This is a genomic window from Verrucomicrobiia bacterium (assembly GCA_036268055.1).
Lineage (GTDB): Bacteria > Verrucomicrobiota > Verrucomicrobiia > Limisphaerales > Pedosphaeraceae > DATAUW01.
Genome location: DATAUW010000017.1, coordinates 305,298 through 322,445, shown reverse-complemented (window position 1 = coordinate 322,445; position 17,148 = coordinate 305,298). Strand labels below are relative to the sequence as shown.

Here is a 17,148-nt window from a genome sequence, read left to right as displayed (position 1 = left end):
ATCATGAAATTGCATGCCTGAGAGAAGATGCCATGCTTCTGGATAGGCTTGAAGAAGTTGATAAAAAGTCAGCATGACAGAACGAAGCAACGACAGCTATCCATCGTCCAACGAAGGCCGTGCAACATGGCAATATTTTGTGAAATCAGAAAAAAATGCGGTTCCTCAAGGCGGCGGAGATGCCGTCTCTGAATGTGTGCGCCTTTCACGGAGAGGGGGATTCGTCTGGTTCCCAAGGATTTGCACACAATAGCCTAAAAACTCAGGGGGTTTTGGAACTCTGATGCGTATTTTCAAATCGCTTAAGTTAGGTGAACCATCTTGTCCGGTGGAACATTTTTGCCTGACTGGACGAGCCAGAATATCTCGCTGAATTCGTCACCGTCCTTTAATATTTCCAAGATTCCCTTGCGGCGAATCAATATGAAGGGAGCTTCAAGGGTATCTCCAAGCAGAATAAACACGTCGCCAACGTATCCCGGCCCTCCACATACGAAGTCAAACCTGACGCCGTAGACCATCGAACAGAAGTTTTCCAGGGTTTCCTCGGGTTCAAGTCCCCACGCGTCACGAATCTCCGGCATTTGTATTATTTCGTGCCACTCCGACAATGAAATTTCATATGGTTTATTCATACATTTTTTGGATTAATGAGATCGCCTTTCTTGGGATTTGGCTCTCCGAATCGAAGAGCAACCGGGATTTTATGATAATCGGCCCACTCCTCCAAGCTATCCCAAAAGAGGCCGTCACAAAACGCAGCCTCCATTGCTTCAGCAATGCTTTTCATCGTTTTGTCGGCGACGTTGGTTATGTCATAGCCGATATTTTGGAGGTCCCCACGACATACACCGGTGACTGGAAAATTTGTTAGAAGACGGTAAAATTCTTTTTTGTTCATAGTGAAGGATTTAATAAAAGGGCAACGAGTAATTGGTAAATCGGCGGGTGAAATGACTTGCAAGCAGAGAATAAATCAGCCCAAATGCCCCGATTTAGAAAACTCTTTAGAGGCCAAAACCACCCTGTGGCATAGTGTAACGTACCCACTTTTAAAGTCAAAGTTACGGCCAGATCATAACTCGAAACCTCCCGTGACAGATTTCAGAATCTTGCCTTTAGCGGCACATTCCAACTCCTTCTTTCTTATCGTTCAAATGTTATGCTTCAGACACCGTGGAGAATATATTCAACCCAAATAAATCACCTGCCACTACGGTTATTGAAGGCATTCCCAGCCGGTCAAAAAGGAAAAAGGGGAAGCCCGTGATGTCACAGGATATTGTTCTCAGTCTTTTCGATTATACGGGGATAATGGTGAAGCCCTGGGCGCAGGCTGGCTTTCTTTGCTATTGCGTCGATATTCGGCATCCGGCCGGCGAACAACGCGAGGGGAATATCGTTCGGATCGGCGCCGACATTCGAACATGGTTGCCTCCGCAAGGAAACGTCAAAATTGTGTTTGCTTTTCCTCCTTGCACCGACGTTGCCGTAAGCGGGCGGGCGTGGTTTCGCAATAAAGGATTGGGGAAGCTCATCGAAGCTTTGGAATTATTTCACATGACAGTTCGTCTTGCGGAATGGACCAAAGCGCCCTACATGATTGAAAATCCCGTAAGCACAGTGTCGACGTATTGGCGTAAACCTGATTTCATTTTTGATCCTTGTGATTTCGGGGGATATTTGAATCCGCCGGCTGACGCATATACCAAGAGAACCTGTCTTTGGACAGGCAACGGATTTGTAATGCCAAAACACAAGGCCGTTGTGCCGGTGGAAGGGAGTAGAATGCATCGAATGGGGCAGTCAGCTGATCGCGCTCATCATCGGTCGATCACTCCTAAAGGTTTTGCCAGGGCCGTTTTTGAGGCAAATACTGACGGTTTTCTTAAAAACCTATCGCAACTGGGAAAGATTAAGGGCGCACGCTGATATTTGCTTCGATTTGCCGCATAAATCTTTCTTCCAGCCCTTTGCGACATATCTGTCTTTTCTCAAGCCGCTCAAGGCGGTCGCAAATGCCATCGTCATTGGCATTAAATATGATTTGCTCAAGCGGGACGACCGAACAGAGATTTTTGAGCCGCCCAAGGCAAAAACAGGCCTACTCCTACGCCTAAATCATTTGAAATAACGGTTCGGCGGCGTGGTTCAGTCGAAGTGAAAATTAAGGTTAAAGCATTCAAGGCAAAGGAAGCGAAGACGAAAGCGTTGGCAAGCGTTGAAACAAAGGAAGTCTTGTTGTCGCCGGAAGCAGTCGAGAATAGTGTTATTTCAGTGGTGGAGAACAATCTCCAATGCGATAGGTCGGATGGCAATCTCGGTTTGTGCAATTTGAACGCCGGAAATTCTCAGGTGCAATTAGAAGCTTTGGCCATTAAATTTCAGTTCCAGGCGTCGGCGTCGCATCGAAAACTTTTTTCGCTACAAGCGTGGGCTTCTCGCAAATGGCCCAAAAGTCATAAGTGATTTTGAGCATTTTCTGCATCACTTCCGCGTCACTTGGTTTTACCAGATAGGCGTTTGCTCCCATCTCATAGGCCCTCTTAATATCTTCCGATAGGGATGAACCACTGAGGACGATGATGGGGATCACTGAGCACGTTGGATGGGCTCGCAGCCATTCAAGTACGTCGAAGCCGGTTTTTCTCGGCATCTTAATATCCGTAAAAATAACGCTTGGGAATGGATATTTTAAACGATCCTCGTAACCGTGGGAGCCTTCCAGATATTGAATCGCTGCTTGTCCGTCGGTTGCGACGAAAAGGGGATTGGGTATTCCAGCACGTTTCAGGGCATATCTAAAAACGGCAGCATCATCGTCGTTGTCTTCGATGAGCAAAATCTGGAGATTTCGGTTCACAAGTTGATTTTGACCCAAAATGGATGAAAGTAAAATTTGATAGGTATGACATAACAGTTTTTTCTCGGTTGGTAATCCGACCTTTGTGCGGAGGAGGCCGGAAGCCGCCTGCGCCTCTTGAACGCACCGTCCGAAGTCACAGGTTGGGCGAGCGCGGTGGAAAGACTTCGACAGGGCTGGGCTGGAACGACCTTGACCGGACGATATAATGGAAGGAGGCGGCGGCGAGAGGGATTAAGGGAATGGGGGGCACTTCGCATTGGTACTGCAATTTGGGCAATTCGTGTTTTGACTTTACCAACTTCGGTGAATGAATAAAATGCATTGAAATGAAACTAAACATACTTCACTTGGCCGATTTACACGCGAGCGAAGACGACTCAATTTACCTCGACTCGCTAGCTGAAGGACTAAGCAAAGATATTGGCACGTTCCTCGACAAAGAACTTAAGCCGGATTTAGTATGTATTACCGGCGATTTGATAAATAAAGGAGAACTCTCAAAACAGGAATTTGCGTTGGTCGAACGAAAATTCATCCAGCCAATCCAATCAAAATTGAATTTATCCGATGATGCATTTTTTTATTGCGCTGGAAATCACGACGTGGATCGTGCACAAGTCTCAAAATCTTTTGAAGCGGGATTTGTACAAGAAGTTTTCGATCAAAAATCCTTTCGTAAATTTTATTCAAGCTTTCGTGCCGACGGTCCCGACCATTTGATGATGTCTAAAAAACTGCACGGGTATATTGCGTTCTTAGCGTCTCATAAAAATGCCAACTTAAAACACTCTTCTCTTTTTTGTAATACGTATGAGTTCGTTGCAAACGGGTTAAATATTGGTATTGCTTCTTTAAACAGTGCTTGGCGAAGCTCGCAATTTGGTGGCGATGCGGGGCGATTGATCGTCGGCGAACAAGTTGTGATGGAAGCTGCGGAGCGCATCAGGCATTGTGACCTGCGTCTTTGTCTTTGCCACCACCCTTTAGAAATGCTAGCAGCGTGGGATTTAAAACCCGTTCGCCAAGCTTTAGCAAAGCATTTTCACATTCTGTTGAATGGACACGTCCACGATTCTGATGCCCTATCTGCGAAGCAATTACTAGGGACTCTCTTTGTCTCTACGGCAGGTTGCCTGAGGCCGGGCGATCCGTTTGCGAGCTATACGCTCATTCACGTAAATTTAGATCTCGAAGAAATTACCTGTCATTTCCGCAAATGGTATCCAGAGCGAGAAACTTTCGACCAAGAACTATCGAAGGCTGCCAAAGGACAGGCTACCTTTTCCGGAATACGCAATGTATCAGCCGCGGCTTCGGCAGCGCTTCAGATTTCCGTGGTGCGTGGGCGAATGCAAGCTCAATCACAAGAAAATGATTTAGTGTGCCCACTTGATGGCCTTGAAGAAGTCGAATTAGGGGAAGTATTTGTTGATCCCGTTCTGACAAATAAATCAGGATTTGATCGAGACTCTGAGGATCAAAAGACGTTTTCTTTAGATGATCTACTCAAATCGAAAGAAAATCTCTTTATTGCCGGCCGGCCGGAGTTCGGGAAAACGACACTTTTGCGATACGCAAAAACCTTTATTCTGTCTAACGATAGTTTATATGAAACGAACGTGCCGGTTGAGTTTAAATTTTCCGATATTCCCAAAGGACATCCCAAAAATTTGATTCGTTTGGTTTCTCGGATTGCCGGCCAGACTATTGAACAAACCGAAGCGTTTGCCAGCTTAGGGCAACTAACACTGTTGGTGGATGATTTTAATGATAGGCAGGACGGTGATCATGATAAAAGAGTCTCAAACCTAAAGAGCTTTTACCTTACATATCCTAAATGTCGCTATATTCTAATGGCGACTGAACACATTGCCCAATCATTACAATTCGAGCTTCTAACCTTGAGTTCCTTTTTTAATGCAAAGATCAGATATATCAGCTCTTTGAACACAGCGAGAATAAGGCAGCTATTACAGAAATGGAAGGCAAAACAAGATTTTGATCTCGACACGATGCTGCATCAGATTCTTTACTATTATCAACATTTCCAGATTCCGGTGACACCATTGTCAGTAGTCCTTTTTTTAGGCGTTCTTTTCAGGAAAAAGAAGGAAAAAAACATTAGAAATGAGGCGTTCCTGATCGAAAACTATCTTGAAACCATCCTTGAAAAACTTAATCCAAGCAATCGTGAGGCAGATTTAGATTTTAGAGATAAGGAGGATTTTCTAGCTGATATTGCTTGGCAAATGGTGCAACGCAAAAAGCAAAAACTTGAAGTAAATGAGTTTGAACAAATTAAACTTGCCCATTTTGAGAGACAAGATGAGGACGTGCCGCATCATGGTTTCTTTGAGGCATTTTTTAAAAAGGGTGTGCTCATTAGAGACGATGGGTATATTTGTTTCAGAAGGCGGTTTTGGTTTAACTTCTTTCTAGCAAAGGCGCTAGATCGAGAGAAGGAAATTGAAGAGGAGCTTCTCGGACGAGATGACGTTCTTAAGTATACGAAGGCACTTACCTACAAGGCCGGTTTGTCGCGCAACGACATAGAATTGCTTAAATGGGTTGATGAACGTGCAATGAAGGAAATGCAGCCGCTAGCGGAGAAATTCGGCGGATTTGAATTGAGGGACGCCGGAGAAGACGCTCCTTTGCATGTTATAAGTAAGGCTATCGCGGAGGAAATCCGAGAAAAAAATAACGATGAAGAAGTTGATAAACGACGTGATGAAATGTATCTAAGCTACGATGAAGACAAAGGTAGTTACGAAGAGCAACAAATGGAACAATACGACAGTTTGTTAACCCTGCAATCCGATATCATTCGCAATACGACCAAAATTGGAGTCAACGATAAGCGTAAGTTTATTGAGAACAATGTATCATCATACCTTGCGTTAATGTGGTGCGGGCTGGAAGTTTTTAGAGAGGTGCTTCAGAAAACGGATGAGGAAGAACTATTTAAGCTCTTTTTTAAGGGGAAAAAGGATGCGACAATGGAGCACAAATTGCGTTTTGTCATAAACCATGCGCAACGCATAGTACATCAGATCGTGCCTTTATCTATTGTAATTTACATGAATGAACATTTAGGCAACCCGAAGCTTGTGAAGTCCTTTAGAATTCTTGCTCAAGGAACGCCTTCTGGAACAAAGAAATTGTTTTATAATCTTTTAATATTTGCACAAAAACCCAATGAAGGGATTCGGGAGTTAAAGACTATGATTACTTCCGCTTCATCAATAACGGAAGACTACATCATATGTGGGTTTCTAAGGTCGTATTGTAACGAAAATAAAGTCGGAGATGATATATTAAATAAAATTGTTGCCATTTTGGATTCCGTTCGTACGAAATATGCTAAACGAGTAAAGAATGCTGCGAATGAAATGCCTTTTTTGAAAGACTCTTTTAGGCCCGATACAAAGAAGGAACTCCAGTCTAAACATATTATTTGAGTTCCGGATTTCAGGCTGAAGGCCTTTGTTTTTCGTCGCTGCTATTCGCAACGATTTTCTCACATAGCTCTTGTTGGCCTACGATGGCATTCCCTACTCGGTGAGTACCCTTGCGTTAGCTAATTGCACGTAATCCTTTTCAATTTGGTCGCTCATACGAGGTAATTATTTTTTCTTGCCCGCTGGTGACGATGGTAGGTGGACCGGCGGGGACACGGCCACTGACCGGTTTCTCAACTGATGGTCCTTGGATGTTCGCGGGAGATGATGGCAGTATCAGTTATTGTTGCATGAGCATGATCTATGCGCGGAGCTAATCGCGATGCTGATAAGAAGGCAACCCTATCTATACGGTGTCGCTTTCTATTATGGTGCTCGTTCTTGAGTTGGACTCATGATTCGTCTCAAGCCCTCCAGACTCTCTTTTACTAAATTGTCATTCTTCAAAAGTTCTGAAAGCCACTCCGTATGGTCACAAATTTGTTATTTATAACAAGGCTTGGAAACAGTAGCTTACTTTTACTAAAACGTCGAATGCCGACTCATACAATTGATAACTGTGCGTATGGTTTTAGCGGTGTCGACGTCCGCGATAGGTATTAAACCCATTTCTACTAGGATTAGAATAATATAAGGGGCGATGATTCATCGGTAAATATGGTATTGATTGAACGTAGGGTAGATCCCGGCTTATTTGACCACCCAGAAATCCGACATTTTGAAAGCGAACAGTAACAGGATTTGGAAAAAAGTGCCGCTCAATTAATTGACCCCTCTGTATATTTACAACAGTATTAAGCCCATTTGCTCGAACGACGCCACTCGAATGTTCGTTTATAAAATTATCATTTCCATTAAGAATCACTGTTCCTGAACTTTCCTGATTTATCTGTATATTGTTACCTGTTGCAATTATGGTTCCGAGACCTCGCTGGTTGATCAAAATATCATTTCCAATGATAGTGACTACTTCGTTGTTATCTAATGTTATAGATGTGCCCTCTTGAACATAAATTGACCGTTCACTCTCTTCACGATATTGTTCGGGATCAAAAGCCTTTTGAGCCTCAATGTGCCTATTATACGGATAGTCTCCATTAAATTGTGCCGTAGCCGCTCCCGTTGCAGGGGGCCGCTGTAATCCATCAGAATTCCCATTACTTTGCTCGAATCTATTAGAATTAGGATTACGTGTAGAACTAATTGGGCCACGCGGGGGCGAAGGAAGAATAGGTGCTGGTTTGAATCTAATTGAAGGAGGTGATATTGCCTGCGACGGTGGAGATTCAGCAGTTTGAACAACGGCAACCGTAGCAGGGCCAGTAAATAATAGCGACGTAAGCAAACAAAATAGTATAAGACCAACCACAATCACAAAAAGCGCGAATAGCATGTCGCCGATCTTATTTGCAGTTTGCTTTTCTGCCTCACTCAGCATGAAGCCATATTGGCGTTTTTTGGTTGTTGGAGCAAGAAAAACTTGAAAATACCTGTAAAATCCAGTAGCATAGAAAAGCTCGGCCAGGATCGCTTCCTAGGCCGAGCACCGAAGGTAATCCATATTAACACAATTACCTCCAGAGACCTGATTATGAACTAGTTGCATTATTTTTGCAAGTCTTGTAATCAGGCCTTATAGGGGGCGGAAAGGCATCATGCATGAATCTAATTCCGCTGAATTCTTCAGTGCTATTACGACAAGGTTTGCAAATAATTGTTTTAACCTGATAGGAATCGGTCCTTCAGTAATTACTACCGTCACGAATCATTTAAGTGCTACCGTGGATGGTTGGGAACATGAAAGTGAGATTCAATACCAAAAAAGTCAGACTCGGAAACTGGACTACGCTCGCTTTATAAAGCTCAAAAATGAACTCGGAAATTCGATTCATCGCGACGATCAGTATGCATATCGCTATCTGTGTGGTATTGAATCGGCAACGAATTCTCACAATGAGCAAACTCTTTTTAACGTAGCCGCCGCCATTGCAAACGACCCAGAAACAATCATCAAGGAGATAAGTAAGGAAATGAAAAGGCTCTGTAAGTCACAGACTTTGACATTCAAGAAGCAAAGACAGTTACGTTAATTCCATCGGTCATTGACCTCTGAAGGATATCTCATTCACAATGGCACGATAACCCCTCCTCCGGCGAAACAGAAGGAGGAGGATCCTTCGGCGGTCGAGCGTAAATCCCTTGTACAATAGCCAGCCAGATATCTTGGTATAAATCCTGGGGCGAAACGTCGTAAATCACTGCGAGCCGAAACAAGTTCACAATATGGGGAACTGCTGTTCCGTGCTCCCAACGGGAAATGCGGTCGGTGCTTTTGAGCCCAAGTGAACGAGCGACCTCACGCTGGCGCAATCCAGCCTTTTTGCGATGGAGTCGAAGATTGTTTGAAAAACGATGTTTTGTGGTCATGAGAAGAATTTTAGAGGAAAATAAAAAATTGCTAAGACGTTCAGATTTGTCAGACGCGGCAAGTTTTCTTCTCAGGGACCCATTGCGCGAGTTGGACCGAGGATGTGTTTGAGGCCCTCAATACTTTCTTTGAGCAAATTGTTGTTTTGCAATGCTTCTGAAAGCCACCCCGTATGGTCACACACGGGGATAAAACGGCTTTCTAAAGCTTTGAATCCATTTCTACATTGATACGTAAGGGTATTTCCGGAAATGAAAAGTTCTGAAAAGATTAATGTGAGAAATTCTTGTTTTTCTCGAAAATTGGCAAAGGAGTGATACGCAGAGCCATTTTTTATAAGTTCTGAAAGTTTTATTATATCGCTCAGGACTTCGTGCGTCGAAGCGCCCAATGGCTCGCTGGACCCGAGCCGTTTAATCTCGACTGCAAGCTTGATTTCCTCCTGCACAAAGCCATCCGGTGAGTATGTGCCGGCCTTAAGAAGCGAGAGTTTATTGTCATGCAAATACGCAAGATCTTCGCGGAGCTTTCTTTGGCGGCGGTCATTTGCGTCCAAGCTATTTAGCCTTTCAACCTCGGGATCGGGATTGTCCATTCTGTCACGTGTTTCCAATTCGGCTATTTCCGCTTCGGTAAGCGAAAGATGTCGCAAACTTTCGCTGACCTTTTTCTCAAAAAACGTGACATTGAAATTCTTGCGGAGATTGGGGCATCCTGGACGGCAGCGCGCGCTGAAATATTGGATGCCTTTTTTGACATACGGCGTGTAAAGCCGGGTGCAATCGGCGCAGCGAATTAATCCTCGGCCGGGTAAATCAAGCTTATCGGCATAATGCACGCTGACCCTTTTTCTTTTGAGCACCGCTTGCACTTGGACGAAAAGTGACTCGGTGATGAGGGCTTCATGACTTTTGCTTTGAACATATCTGCCATCGTGAGTCAATATTTTGCCGGTATAAAATGGATTGGTGAGAATTTTGTGCACCATCGTGACGGTCATCGGTCTCGAAACGGGCTGGATGGTTACATCGTCGTCTTCCTCTGCCAGCAGTTCCTCCGCCGTTCTCGGGCGCCTCGCGGGAGGACTGGTTAGTCCCTGTCGGTTTGCCCAGTCTGCCAGGTCAGACAGGCTCCACTCCTTCTTTGCGAGAATTTGGAATATTTTCCTGATTATAGGGGATCGTTCCGGGTCCAAAGGCTTATGCTTCATCGTGCCCTCGTTCAGATACCCGATGGGGGCTTTGTAGGTGCAGATGCCACCCTCACGCAAACTTCGGGTGATCAACGTCACTTTCTCGCTCGTGACTCGCGAATGATGTTCAGAGAACATGCTGTCAATGTCCATGTGCAATGCCCCGGCACTGGTATTTTCATAGTTGGCGTATACGAATCGAATTTTTACCCCGTTTTTCATCAATTTGCGCAAAACGGTGTCGTCACCTCGATTGCGACTAATACGATCCCAGCAGAGGACTATAACCCCTTTAAAAAAGCCTTTGCTTAAAAACTGAATAAGTCGAAGAAATTTCGGCCTCTCGACCCCGTATTGGACGAGGCCGGTGCTGGTAATGGAAACTTCACTATCCTCTTTAAAGCCAGAATGCCGTTCCGAAATAATTCCATCCACGCAGAAACTGGTGAGTGCAATCTGTGCGACCGTCAATTTTTCCCGTTGACTGAATTTGATATTTTCGGCGCGCTGGTATTTCAAGGAATTCTTCTGATTATTAGGTTCATCGGTGCTTTTTCGGGCATATACCAGAAAACAATCGCGGTATTTACCCGCCAATATCTCCTTTATCGTCTGGTTGTCGGTGATGGTTGGTTTCATCATTTTGAATGAGACCCGCTTTTTCTTTAAATATCTGACCGTCGCGAATCGTGTATCCTTCCGAGAGGAGGCGCATGTGGATTTTCCTCAGAATGTTTCCGTATTCTTGCAAGGCTCTGAACGTCTCTTTACTAAAAATGTAATTCTCCTCAGCCGGAAGCGATTGAGTAAGAGACTTCTTATTTGATGACCTTCTCCGAGTTGAGGAACTTATTTCGGGCGTAGAATATAGCGGTGGTTCATCCATAACCATCATTGTGCCCGAACGTCTTAATTTTTGAAGGCAGCAGCTTTTGCAGGCTCCGGCAACTTTATGCACCCGGTGAATTTCCCTGGCTGATACGAGTGAATGGTAACGTACCAATCTGGTAAGTCAAACGCCCCACTCGCTGCGTGATTTTTTTAGACGATCATTCAAATCGTGCGCCAACTGAGGAAAAAAGATTTCCACATTTCGCGGCATACCGTTTTATGATTTATAATATGTGCAACCATCACCGAGTGCTTGAGTGCTCGGTGCTTTCTTTGGAAATTTGCCGTTGACGGCAAAGGTTCCCTCCTTTGGTAAGGCTGCCAATCATATATTGTGGAGTGGTGAACTCCCCAATGAGTTCTTTCGCTTCAAATGGCTTCGTCTCACCTTCCAAATTATTTAAAAACGCATCGAAAACGCCTGGGCCTCACCCAGGATGAAATTGCCTACCTTTTGGGAGTGAAAAGCGGATCGAAGGTGAGCCGATATGAAAGCTTCTCCCGTGTGCCCAACCTTGAAACGGCGCTCGCCTACAAAGTGATATTTGGGCGTCCGGCAAACGAACTCCTTGCCGGCATTTATCATAAAATTGAGAAGGAAGTGGCGGCACGCGCCAAGACTCTGGAGCGCAAAATGAGTCGAAGCGAGTCAGACAGCCAAACGGCGCGCAAACGTGAAGCTCTGGCAGACATCGCAGCGAGAACATCGAAAAAAATTCCAAAACAACCATGAACCGCGCTAACTCAAAACAATTCCGCATCCTGGCCATTACGCCTTCAAGCCGGGGCTTCGGTTTTGCTGTTCTCGAAGGACAGGAACATCTCGTTAATTGGGGAGTCAAGTCTGTTGTCGGAGACAAAAATGCCGAATCCATAAAAAAGATCTCCGAGTTGCTTACTCTCTACGAGCCGAAAACAATTGTGATTCAGAACACGTTGGCGAAAGACTCCCGCCGGTCGCCGAGGATTCAAATACTCTGTCAAGAAATTAGCAATTTGGCTACAAAACACAAAATCAAAGCAAGGCTGTTTTCGCGAACACAGATTAACAAGGCATTTTTTGCGGGCGAGAAAAGAACAAAGCATGAAATTGCTAAAATTCTTGCCAAAAGGTTTCCTCAAGAATTGGGATCACGTTTGCCGCCCGAGCGCAAAGCATGGATGAGCGCGGATTATCGGATGGATATTTTCGATGCGGTTGCACTCGCCATGATAAATGGACTACAGAATGAGCGGAAACTGTCTTAATTTTTTGCGTATTGATAGCTAGTATTTAAAATCCGTTCTTGCTATAAGGTTTCATTCTTACATAAAGCAATAAGGGAATAGGAAAATGAACTCTGGAAATCCTTTAATACACGAAAAAACTATTTGGGCCTTTGACTTGGGCAAAGCGTCCATCGGCGAAGCTGTCCGACTCAACGACACATTTTTACACAAGGCGTCATTCCTCATTCCTGCTGAATTCGCCGAAACAAAAACTGCGGCGAGCCGTCGTCGTATGTGGCGCACGCGTATTGCTCATCAAGAACGTGAACGCTGGCTCGGGGAAGTGATGCTTAAAGCCGGCATTGAACCGTTAATAGGACGGCAGACAATAAAAATTGATGGCAAATGGCAGGCTACAGTAGAAACCGAAGTTCAAAAACTTAGTCGTCACCGGCTTGAGCGCGAATTTGCTGCTCCGGGCGATCCGACTTGCTATACATCATCTTTGCTTCGCATTAAGCTGTTGCTTGGCGAGCAGTTGGAGGCCTGGCAGGTATACAAAGCATTCCACTCTGCCATTCAACGACGCGGTTACGATGCAAACATTCCATGGAAAACCCGGAGCCAAAGCAAGGCCAAACCAGGTAACGCCGAAGACGATGAAGCAGGAACGCAAGCACGCATGGAGGAATTTATAAGACAATTGGAGGAAATGGCTCCGGGCAAGCCCGTATTTCACTTTCCCTGCTACTTCGAAGCGTGGAAAATGGGACTTTGGGATCCTGCCAAACCGACACAGCTCAAAGACCGAATCAGTTGCCGCGCCGAAAGCACGCGCAACCACATTGTCCCTCGCAAATTAGTGGAAAAAGAAATAGCTGCACTAATGGAAGGCGCCGCAAAACACTATCCGCAGCTCAAAGGACTGACCAAATACCTACTTTATGGACCATCCGAGACGGCTTATGCTTCTTACGATGCCAAACTTCGCAGACAATATGATTTGAAAGAAGGCGGGGCGAACGACTGGCAAGGCGTGGTCGGTCAAAAGATCCCGCGATTCGACAATCGCATCATTGGCAAGTGCGTGCTCATTCCCCGCATGAACGTCTGCAAGGTTCGCACCGATAGTAAAGGGGCGATCCATCCGCAATCAAAATTGGCGGCAGAGGTCGCATTCCTCATGAAGTTAAAAAATATGAGGATTCAACGCGCAGGCAAGTCAACCAGCCTTAGCGCGAAAGAAATCAAAGCGATTATTGAGAATCCGGCTTTCAATAATCTCGCCATTACGGAAGCGGCTTGGAAAAAGAAGATATGCGCCCCGCTACTCGCCGTTGCATTGCCCGGGCACGAAAGCGTCGAAGCGCCCAAAATTTCTGGACGTAGTCGCTTTTGCCGTCCCGCGCTGGACATTCTAAAACGATTGATCCTTTCCGGGGAATCGCCAAAGCATTTTTATGACGCCGAAGTCGCCGAGCTTAAGGGCAATACCAATCTGCTGAAGGGGTTGGTTAAGGATGACTTGAAGTTCTTGCTCCGAATGGGTGAGACGTGGGAGGGGATTTACATTCCCAATCAGCGGCTCGACGCGCTTGTACGGAGTGCAGAGAGCCCAGATAAAGCCGTTCGCAGTTTAATCGGGTTGCAAAACGATCCAATTGTTCGCCATCGGCTGAGCGTATTCGCTGAACGATTAACGGTTTTTACCGCAAAGTTTGGCGAGCCTGAGAGCGTTGTTCTGGAATTTGTGAGGGAGGATTTCATGGGACGGAAGGCGAAGCTGGAATATAATAAATTCATCAGAGACCGGGCAACCGATCGGGCAAGAGCAAAAAAGGAGGCTGCCGAAGCCGGAAATAGCGAAAGGGCAGCGGGATTTAAATTAGAGCTGTTAAACGCGCAAAAAGGTATCTGCCTCTATACGGGCGATGGTCTAATTCCAACTGAACTGGATCAGTATGTCATTGACCATGTCGTGCCCCGCGCCAAGGGTGGCCCGGATGCTGCACTTAATTATGTCCTTACCACTCGGCGCACGAATGATGACAAAAGTAATCGCACCCCATACGAATGGCTTTCCACCACAAACGGGTGGGATGCCTATGTCAACCGTGTGCGCGAACGGTTGACCACCCTTCGTCACAAAAAGGCACAGCTCCTCCTTTCACCTATTGCCGAAACTCTGGTCGAAAAATACACAGCTTTGGCGGAAACAGCTTGGATTTCAAAACTGGCCCAAGCGATTCTTGATCTGCACTTCGGATGGCGGAACGGTACCGATATGAAAGGCCAGAAACGAGTGGTTATTATTTCGGGAGGCTTGACCGGTCGCATCCGTCGCAAATACGGATTAAATCGCATTCTTAATCCCGATGCCGAAGATGAGGAAGAGGCTGAAAAGAAGAATCGTAACGACGACCGTCATCACGCGCTCGATGCGATGGTGATCAGCTTTATTCCTACTTGGGCACGCGATCCAAAGAAAACCGGCTTCTTCAGATTTCCCGAGAATGTGAATAGACAGTTCTTCGAGCGAGAGATTAAAGACGTCATTCCAGAAAACATATGTTTCGAAAAAGCGGTTTTAGCTGAAACGATTTACGGCGCGCGTTATTCAGGAGAAAGAAGAATTATCGTGCGGCGAACAGAGGTGATCACCCTGGCACAAAAGCCCGTCGGCCCCAGCAAAACAAAATTCGATTTGGAATATGCCAAAAAACAAATCCAAACCATACGCGATTTTCATATTCAACAACAACTTGCTAACTTTGTCTCCACTGGCCCAACCGAAACGATGTGGAATGATTTCTGCCGGAACTTCTATTTGCGACGCAAAAACGGATTGCCTGGCAGCGCGATACGATTTGTTCGTGTAAACGTAGGCGATGCGGACGAATACAAGGATATGTCCAAAGACGGCTCTGGTGCCTTTCGCAGGGCGCTCAAAGGGCATAAAGGACAGTTCATTTATTTTGATTCAAAAAGGAAACCAAAAGTGCGGCCAGTGTATGCTTTTGAATCTGCCCCAAGAGTGCGAATCGAACTGATTCAAAATGTTGGGGCTACGGCCATGGTTGGTTTCTTCCAATCGGGCTGCTTGGTTGAACTTGAAAAATCCATTTCACATAATTCGACGCCTCTTATCCCGGGAAAATACAAATTAAACACCATCCTGACTGATGGTCGTGCAAAAGTTACGGATTCGTCGGGAAAGATGTCACTGCCAATCAGTTTGGAAAAAATGTTGGCGGCTGGCTTTAAACGAGTGAGTTAAAAATTATGAGTCACCATCTACTTCACGTTTTTAAACATGGCTGCGTGCTGTCCAAAGACCGGGGATTTTTGGTCTGCCGTGGCGAAGACAAAAGCGAAAATCGCATTCCGCACGAAGATGTTCGTGCGGTAATCATCGCAGCACGTGGTGTTACACTCACATCCAGCTTTGTTTCTGCCGTTCTGGAAACGGACGGCATCATTCTGCATTGCAACGAAAGCTATCAACCCTGCGGGATCACAGCTCCCTTGGGACGAGTAATTGACAACAAAGCTTTTCTACACCAAGCGGAACGTCCTGTGCGGTTAAATAATCGGCTTTGGCAGCATCTCATTCGAGGTAAAACGGTGAATCAATTGAAGGTGCTAAAAATGAGGCAACTGACTTCGCCACACCTCGAACTTGCAGTTAAGCAGGATAATTTCGATGAAGGCAATTGCGCGCGCCGTTACTGGCAGCTTTATTTTCCATCCATTGGCTGGGTTTCCTCATCGCGTGACCGCAAGCAGGAAAATGCTCCCAACAAGATGTTAAATTACGGATACGCCGTCTTGGGGGCGCTTTGCCATCGCAGTCTATTGATCCATGGCCTATCGCCGTTGCTTGGAGTCAAACATACGACACGTTTTCACGCTGACCCGTTGGTGTACGACATGATGGAGCCCTACCGCCCAGCGGTTGACTTAATGATGTCGGAATTTATGGTTGGCGAGGACATAAGCATGAAAGCGTGGTGCAAAAAGATTGGCACGGAATTGCGAGAGCGACGAGTCGAGCGGGAGCGTTATTCTCTCAAGCTTATGGATGCATTAGACGCGTCTGCCTCATCACTTGCTCGCAGTTATGCGGAGAGATCATCCGAGCCGTTTTGGGTGCCTCAATTGTCGTGAAGCGAGTCGAGAAAAAAAGCCCGTTTCGTATGGGTTGGATTCTGACCATGTTCGATCTGCCTGTGATGACAGACACGGAGCGCAAGGCCGCCACCCGGTTCCGAAACGATTTGTTAGACAACGGCTATTTGATGATTCAATTTTCCGTTTATGCGCGGCCATGCGTGAGCTACGAACAAATGGATACTCACATTGCGCGCATCAAAAAATTAATTCCAACGGCTGGAAATGTTCGACTGATGTTTATGACCGATGAACAATGGAAAAAAAGCTATACCGTGATTGGAGCAAACTATCGTGAAGACAAACGTGCCAAGGATTCGACGATTCCCGATCAGGTGGACTTTTGGGAATGAAAACGGCGTTGAAACGTGACAAGGCAGTAGTTTCAACGCCGTCTAATCAGTTAAGACTTCACCCCCCGGAGAAGTTGCATCAAATCATACCGCACCAGCTACTTCGGTCAAACCTATTGTAGCCGACTTCGCCGGGGGGTGAAGTCAAAACCCAAAGTCTGCGCTCCATTATATGATGCGCATTGTAGCCGACTTCGCCGGGGGGTGAAGTCAAAACACGATATTGATCAGGCGCTCGATGCCGGCGATTGTAGCCGACTTCGCCGGGGGGTGAAGTCAAAACCACTTCACTTTTCATAAGGAGACGGGGGTTATTGTAGCCGACTTCGCCGGGGGGTGAAGTCAAAACTAAATTCGCGTCAATCGTTTGATCGAACGCATTGTAGCCGACTTCGCCGGGGGGTGAAGTCAAAACGCGCGAGCGCGCACAACCAAGTTGCGAGTCATTGTAGCCGACTTCGCCGGGGGGTGAAGTCAAAACCGGAATCCGGGTCAAAGAATTGGTGCGACTATTGTAGCCGACTTCGCCGGGGGGTGAAGTCAAAACACGGTCGCCCTGCGGTTATCCTGGGCAAGTA

General features: G+C 46.0%; 14 protein-coding genes and 1 CRISPR repeat array (1 of these 15 cut by a window edge). Of the genes, 8 read left to right on the top strand and 6 right to left on the bottom strand.

Going from position 1 to position 17,148, the window contains the following annotated elements; genetic code table 11:
* Positions 1-302: 302 nt before the first annotated feature.
* On the bottom strand, positions 303-635 hold the full coding sequence (locus VH413_11440) for a hypothetical protein (protein HEX3799306.1): 333 nt from the start codon (positions 633-635) through the stop codon (positions 303-305).
* Positions 632-901, bottom strand: a complete 270-nt coding sequence (locus VH413_11435; protein HEX3799305.1) for a hypothetical protein — start codon at positions 899-901, stop codon at positions 632-634. Before VH413_11435 ends, VH413_11440 begins: the two co-directional genes overlap by 4 nt.
* A 275-nt stretch (positions 902-1,176) precedes the next feature.
* On the opposite strand from VH413_11435, the gene VH413_11430 reads away from it, so the two are divergent.
* Entirely contained in the window at positions 1,177-1,932 is a 756-nt protein-coding gene (locus VH413_11430; GenBank protein ID HEX3799304.1) for a Dcm methylase, read from the top strand.
* 445 nt (positions 1,933-2,377) lie between these two features.
* Here the strand turns inward: VH413_11430 and VH413_11425 are convergent, their stop codons facing one another.
* A complete protein-coding gene (locus VH413_11425) occupies positions 2,378-2,863 on the bottom strand; it encodes a response regulator (GenBank protein ID HEX3799303.1) in 486 nt (161 codons plus the stop codon).
* A gap of 329 nt (positions 2,864-3,192) precedes the next feature.
* On the opposite strand from VH413_11425, the gene VH413_11420 reads away from it, so the two are divergent.
* Positions 3,193-6,327: a metallophosphoesterase gene (locus VH413_11420; protein ID HEX3799302.1), complete on the top strand. Its 3,135-nt coding sequence runs from the start codon at positions 3,193-3,195 to the stop codon at positions 6,325-6,327.
* 571 nt (positions 6,328-6,898) lie between these two features.
* Here VH413_11420 and VH413_11415 read toward each other — a convergent pair.
* Complete coding sequence (locus tag VH413_11415; protein HEX3799301.1) at positions 6,899-7,765, bottom strand: hypothetical protein; 867 nt, start codon at positions 7,763-7,765, stop codon at positions 6,899-6,901.
* A gap of 217 nt (positions 7,766-7,982) precedes the next feature.
* On the opposite strand from VH413_11415, the gene VH413_11410 reads away from it, so the two are divergent.
* On the top strand, positions 7,983-8,417 hold the full coding sequence (locus VH413_11410) for a hypothetical protein (protein ID HEX3799300.1): 435 nt from the start codon (positions 7,983-7,985) through the stop codon (positions 8,415-8,417).
* Positions 8,418-8,448: 31 nt separating this feature from the next.
* Here the strand turns inward: VH413_11410 and VH413_11405 are convergent, their stop codons facing one another.
* Both VH413_11405 and VH413_11400 read right to left on the bottom strand, forming a co-directional pair.
* On the bottom strand, positions 8,449-8,754 hold the full coding sequence (locus VH413_11405) for a helix-turn-helix transcriptional regulator (protein HEX3799299.1): 306 nt from the start codon (positions 8,752-8,754) through the stop codon (positions 8,449-8,451).
* A 71-nt stretch (positions 8,755-8,825) separates the two neighbouring features.
* The gene (locus VH413_11400; protein HEX3799298.1) at positions 8,826-10,589 is read right to left on the bottom strand and encodes a recombinase family protein; all 1,764 of its coding nucleotides are present in this window, start codon (positions 10,587-10,589) and stop codon (positions 8,826-8,828) included.
* Between the two features lie 622 nt (positions 10,590-11,211).
* On the opposite strand from VH413_11400, the gene VH413_11395 reads away from it, so the two are divergent.
* The 5 genes from VH413_11395 (at position 11,212) to cas2 (ending at position 16,570) form a co-directional block, all read left to right on the top strand.
* On the top strand, positions 11,212-11,571 hold the full coding sequence (locus VH413_11395) for a helix-turn-helix transcriptional regulator (protein ID HEX3799297.1): 360 nt from the start codon (positions 11,212-11,214) through the stop codon (positions 11,569-11,571).
* The gene (locus VH413_11390; GenBank protein ID HEX3799296.1) at positions 11,568-12,086 is read left to right on the top strand and encodes a hypothetical protein; all 519 of its coding nucleotides are present in this window, start codon (positions 11,568-11,570) and stop codon (positions 12,084-12,086) included. Before VH413_11395 ends, VH413_11390 begins: the two co-directional genes overlap by 4 nt.
* A gap of 85 nt (positions 12,087-12,171) precedes the next feature.
* The gene (locus VH413_11385) at positions 12,172-15,324 is read left to right on the top strand and encodes an HNH endonuclease domain-containing protein (protein HEX3799295.1); all 3,153 of its coding nucleotides are present in this window, start codon (positions 12,172-12,174) and stop codon (positions 15,322-15,324) included.
* Positions 15,325-15,329: 5 nt separating this feature from the next.
* Positions 15,330-16,214: a type II CRISPR-associated endonuclease Cas1 gene (gene cas1 / locus VH413_11380; GenBank protein ID HEX3799294.1), complete on the top strand. Its 885-nt coding sequence runs from the start codon at positions 15,330-15,332 to the stop codon at positions 16,212-16,214.
* Positions 16,211-16,570 carry a CRISPR-associated endonuclease Cas2 gene (gene cas2, locus VH413_11375; GenBank protein ID HEX3799293.1) on the top strand — a complete coding sequence of 120 codons (360 nt, stop codon included), beginning with the start codon at positions 16,211-16,213 and terminating at the stop codon, positions 16,568-16,570. The genes cas1 and cas2 overlap by 4 nt, the downstream gene beginning before the upstream one ends.
* Positions 16,571-16,685: 115 nt before the next feature.
* Positions 16,686-17,148: direct repeats of the CRISPR family, unit length 36 nt; unit sequence ATTGTAGCCGACTTCGCCGGGGGGTGAAGTCAAAAC (it continues 894 nt past the right edge of the window).

Coding starts and splice junctions, on each gene's coding strand:
- cas1 (HEX3799294.1), top strand. CDS start 15,330: ATGAGTCACCATCTACTTCACGTTTTTAAACATGGCTGCGTGCTGTCC.
- VH413_11410 (HEX3799300.1), top strand. CDS start 7,983: ATGCATGAATCTAATTCCGCTGAATTCTTCAGTGCTATTACGACAAGG.
- VH413_11415 (HEX3799301.1), bottom strand. CDS start 7,765: ATGCTGAGTGAGGCAGAAAAGCAAACTGCAAATAAGATCGGCGACATG.
- VH413_11390 (HEX3799296.1), top strand. CDS start 11,568: ATGAACCGCGCTAACTCAAAACAATTCCGCATCCTGGCCATTACGCCT.
- VH413_11385 (HEX3799295.1), top strand. CDS start 12,172: ATGAACTCTGGAAATCCTTTAATACACGAAAAAACTATTTGGGCCTTT.
- VH413_11420 (HEX3799302.1), top strand. CDS start 3,193: ATGAAACTAAACATACTTCACTTGGCCGATTTACACGCGAGCGAAGAC.
- VH413_11400 (HEX3799298.1), bottom strand. CDS start 10,589: ATGATGAAACCAACCATCACCGACAACCAGACGATAAAGGAGATATTG.
- VH413_11395 (HEX3799297.1), top strand. CDS start 11,212: ATGGCTTCGTCTCACCTTCCAAATTATTTAAAAACGCATCGAAAACGC.
- VH413_11405 (HEX3799299.1), bottom strand. CDS start 8,754: ATGACCACAAAACATCGTTTTTCAAACAATCTTCGACTCCATCGCAAA.
- VH413_11435 (HEX3799305.1), bottom strand. CDS start 901: ATGAACAAAAAAGAATTTTACCGTCTTCTAACAAATTTTCCAGTCACC.
- VH413_11440 (HEX3799306.1), bottom strand. CDS start 635: ATGAATAAACCATATGAAATTTCATTGTCGGAGTGGCACGAAATAATA.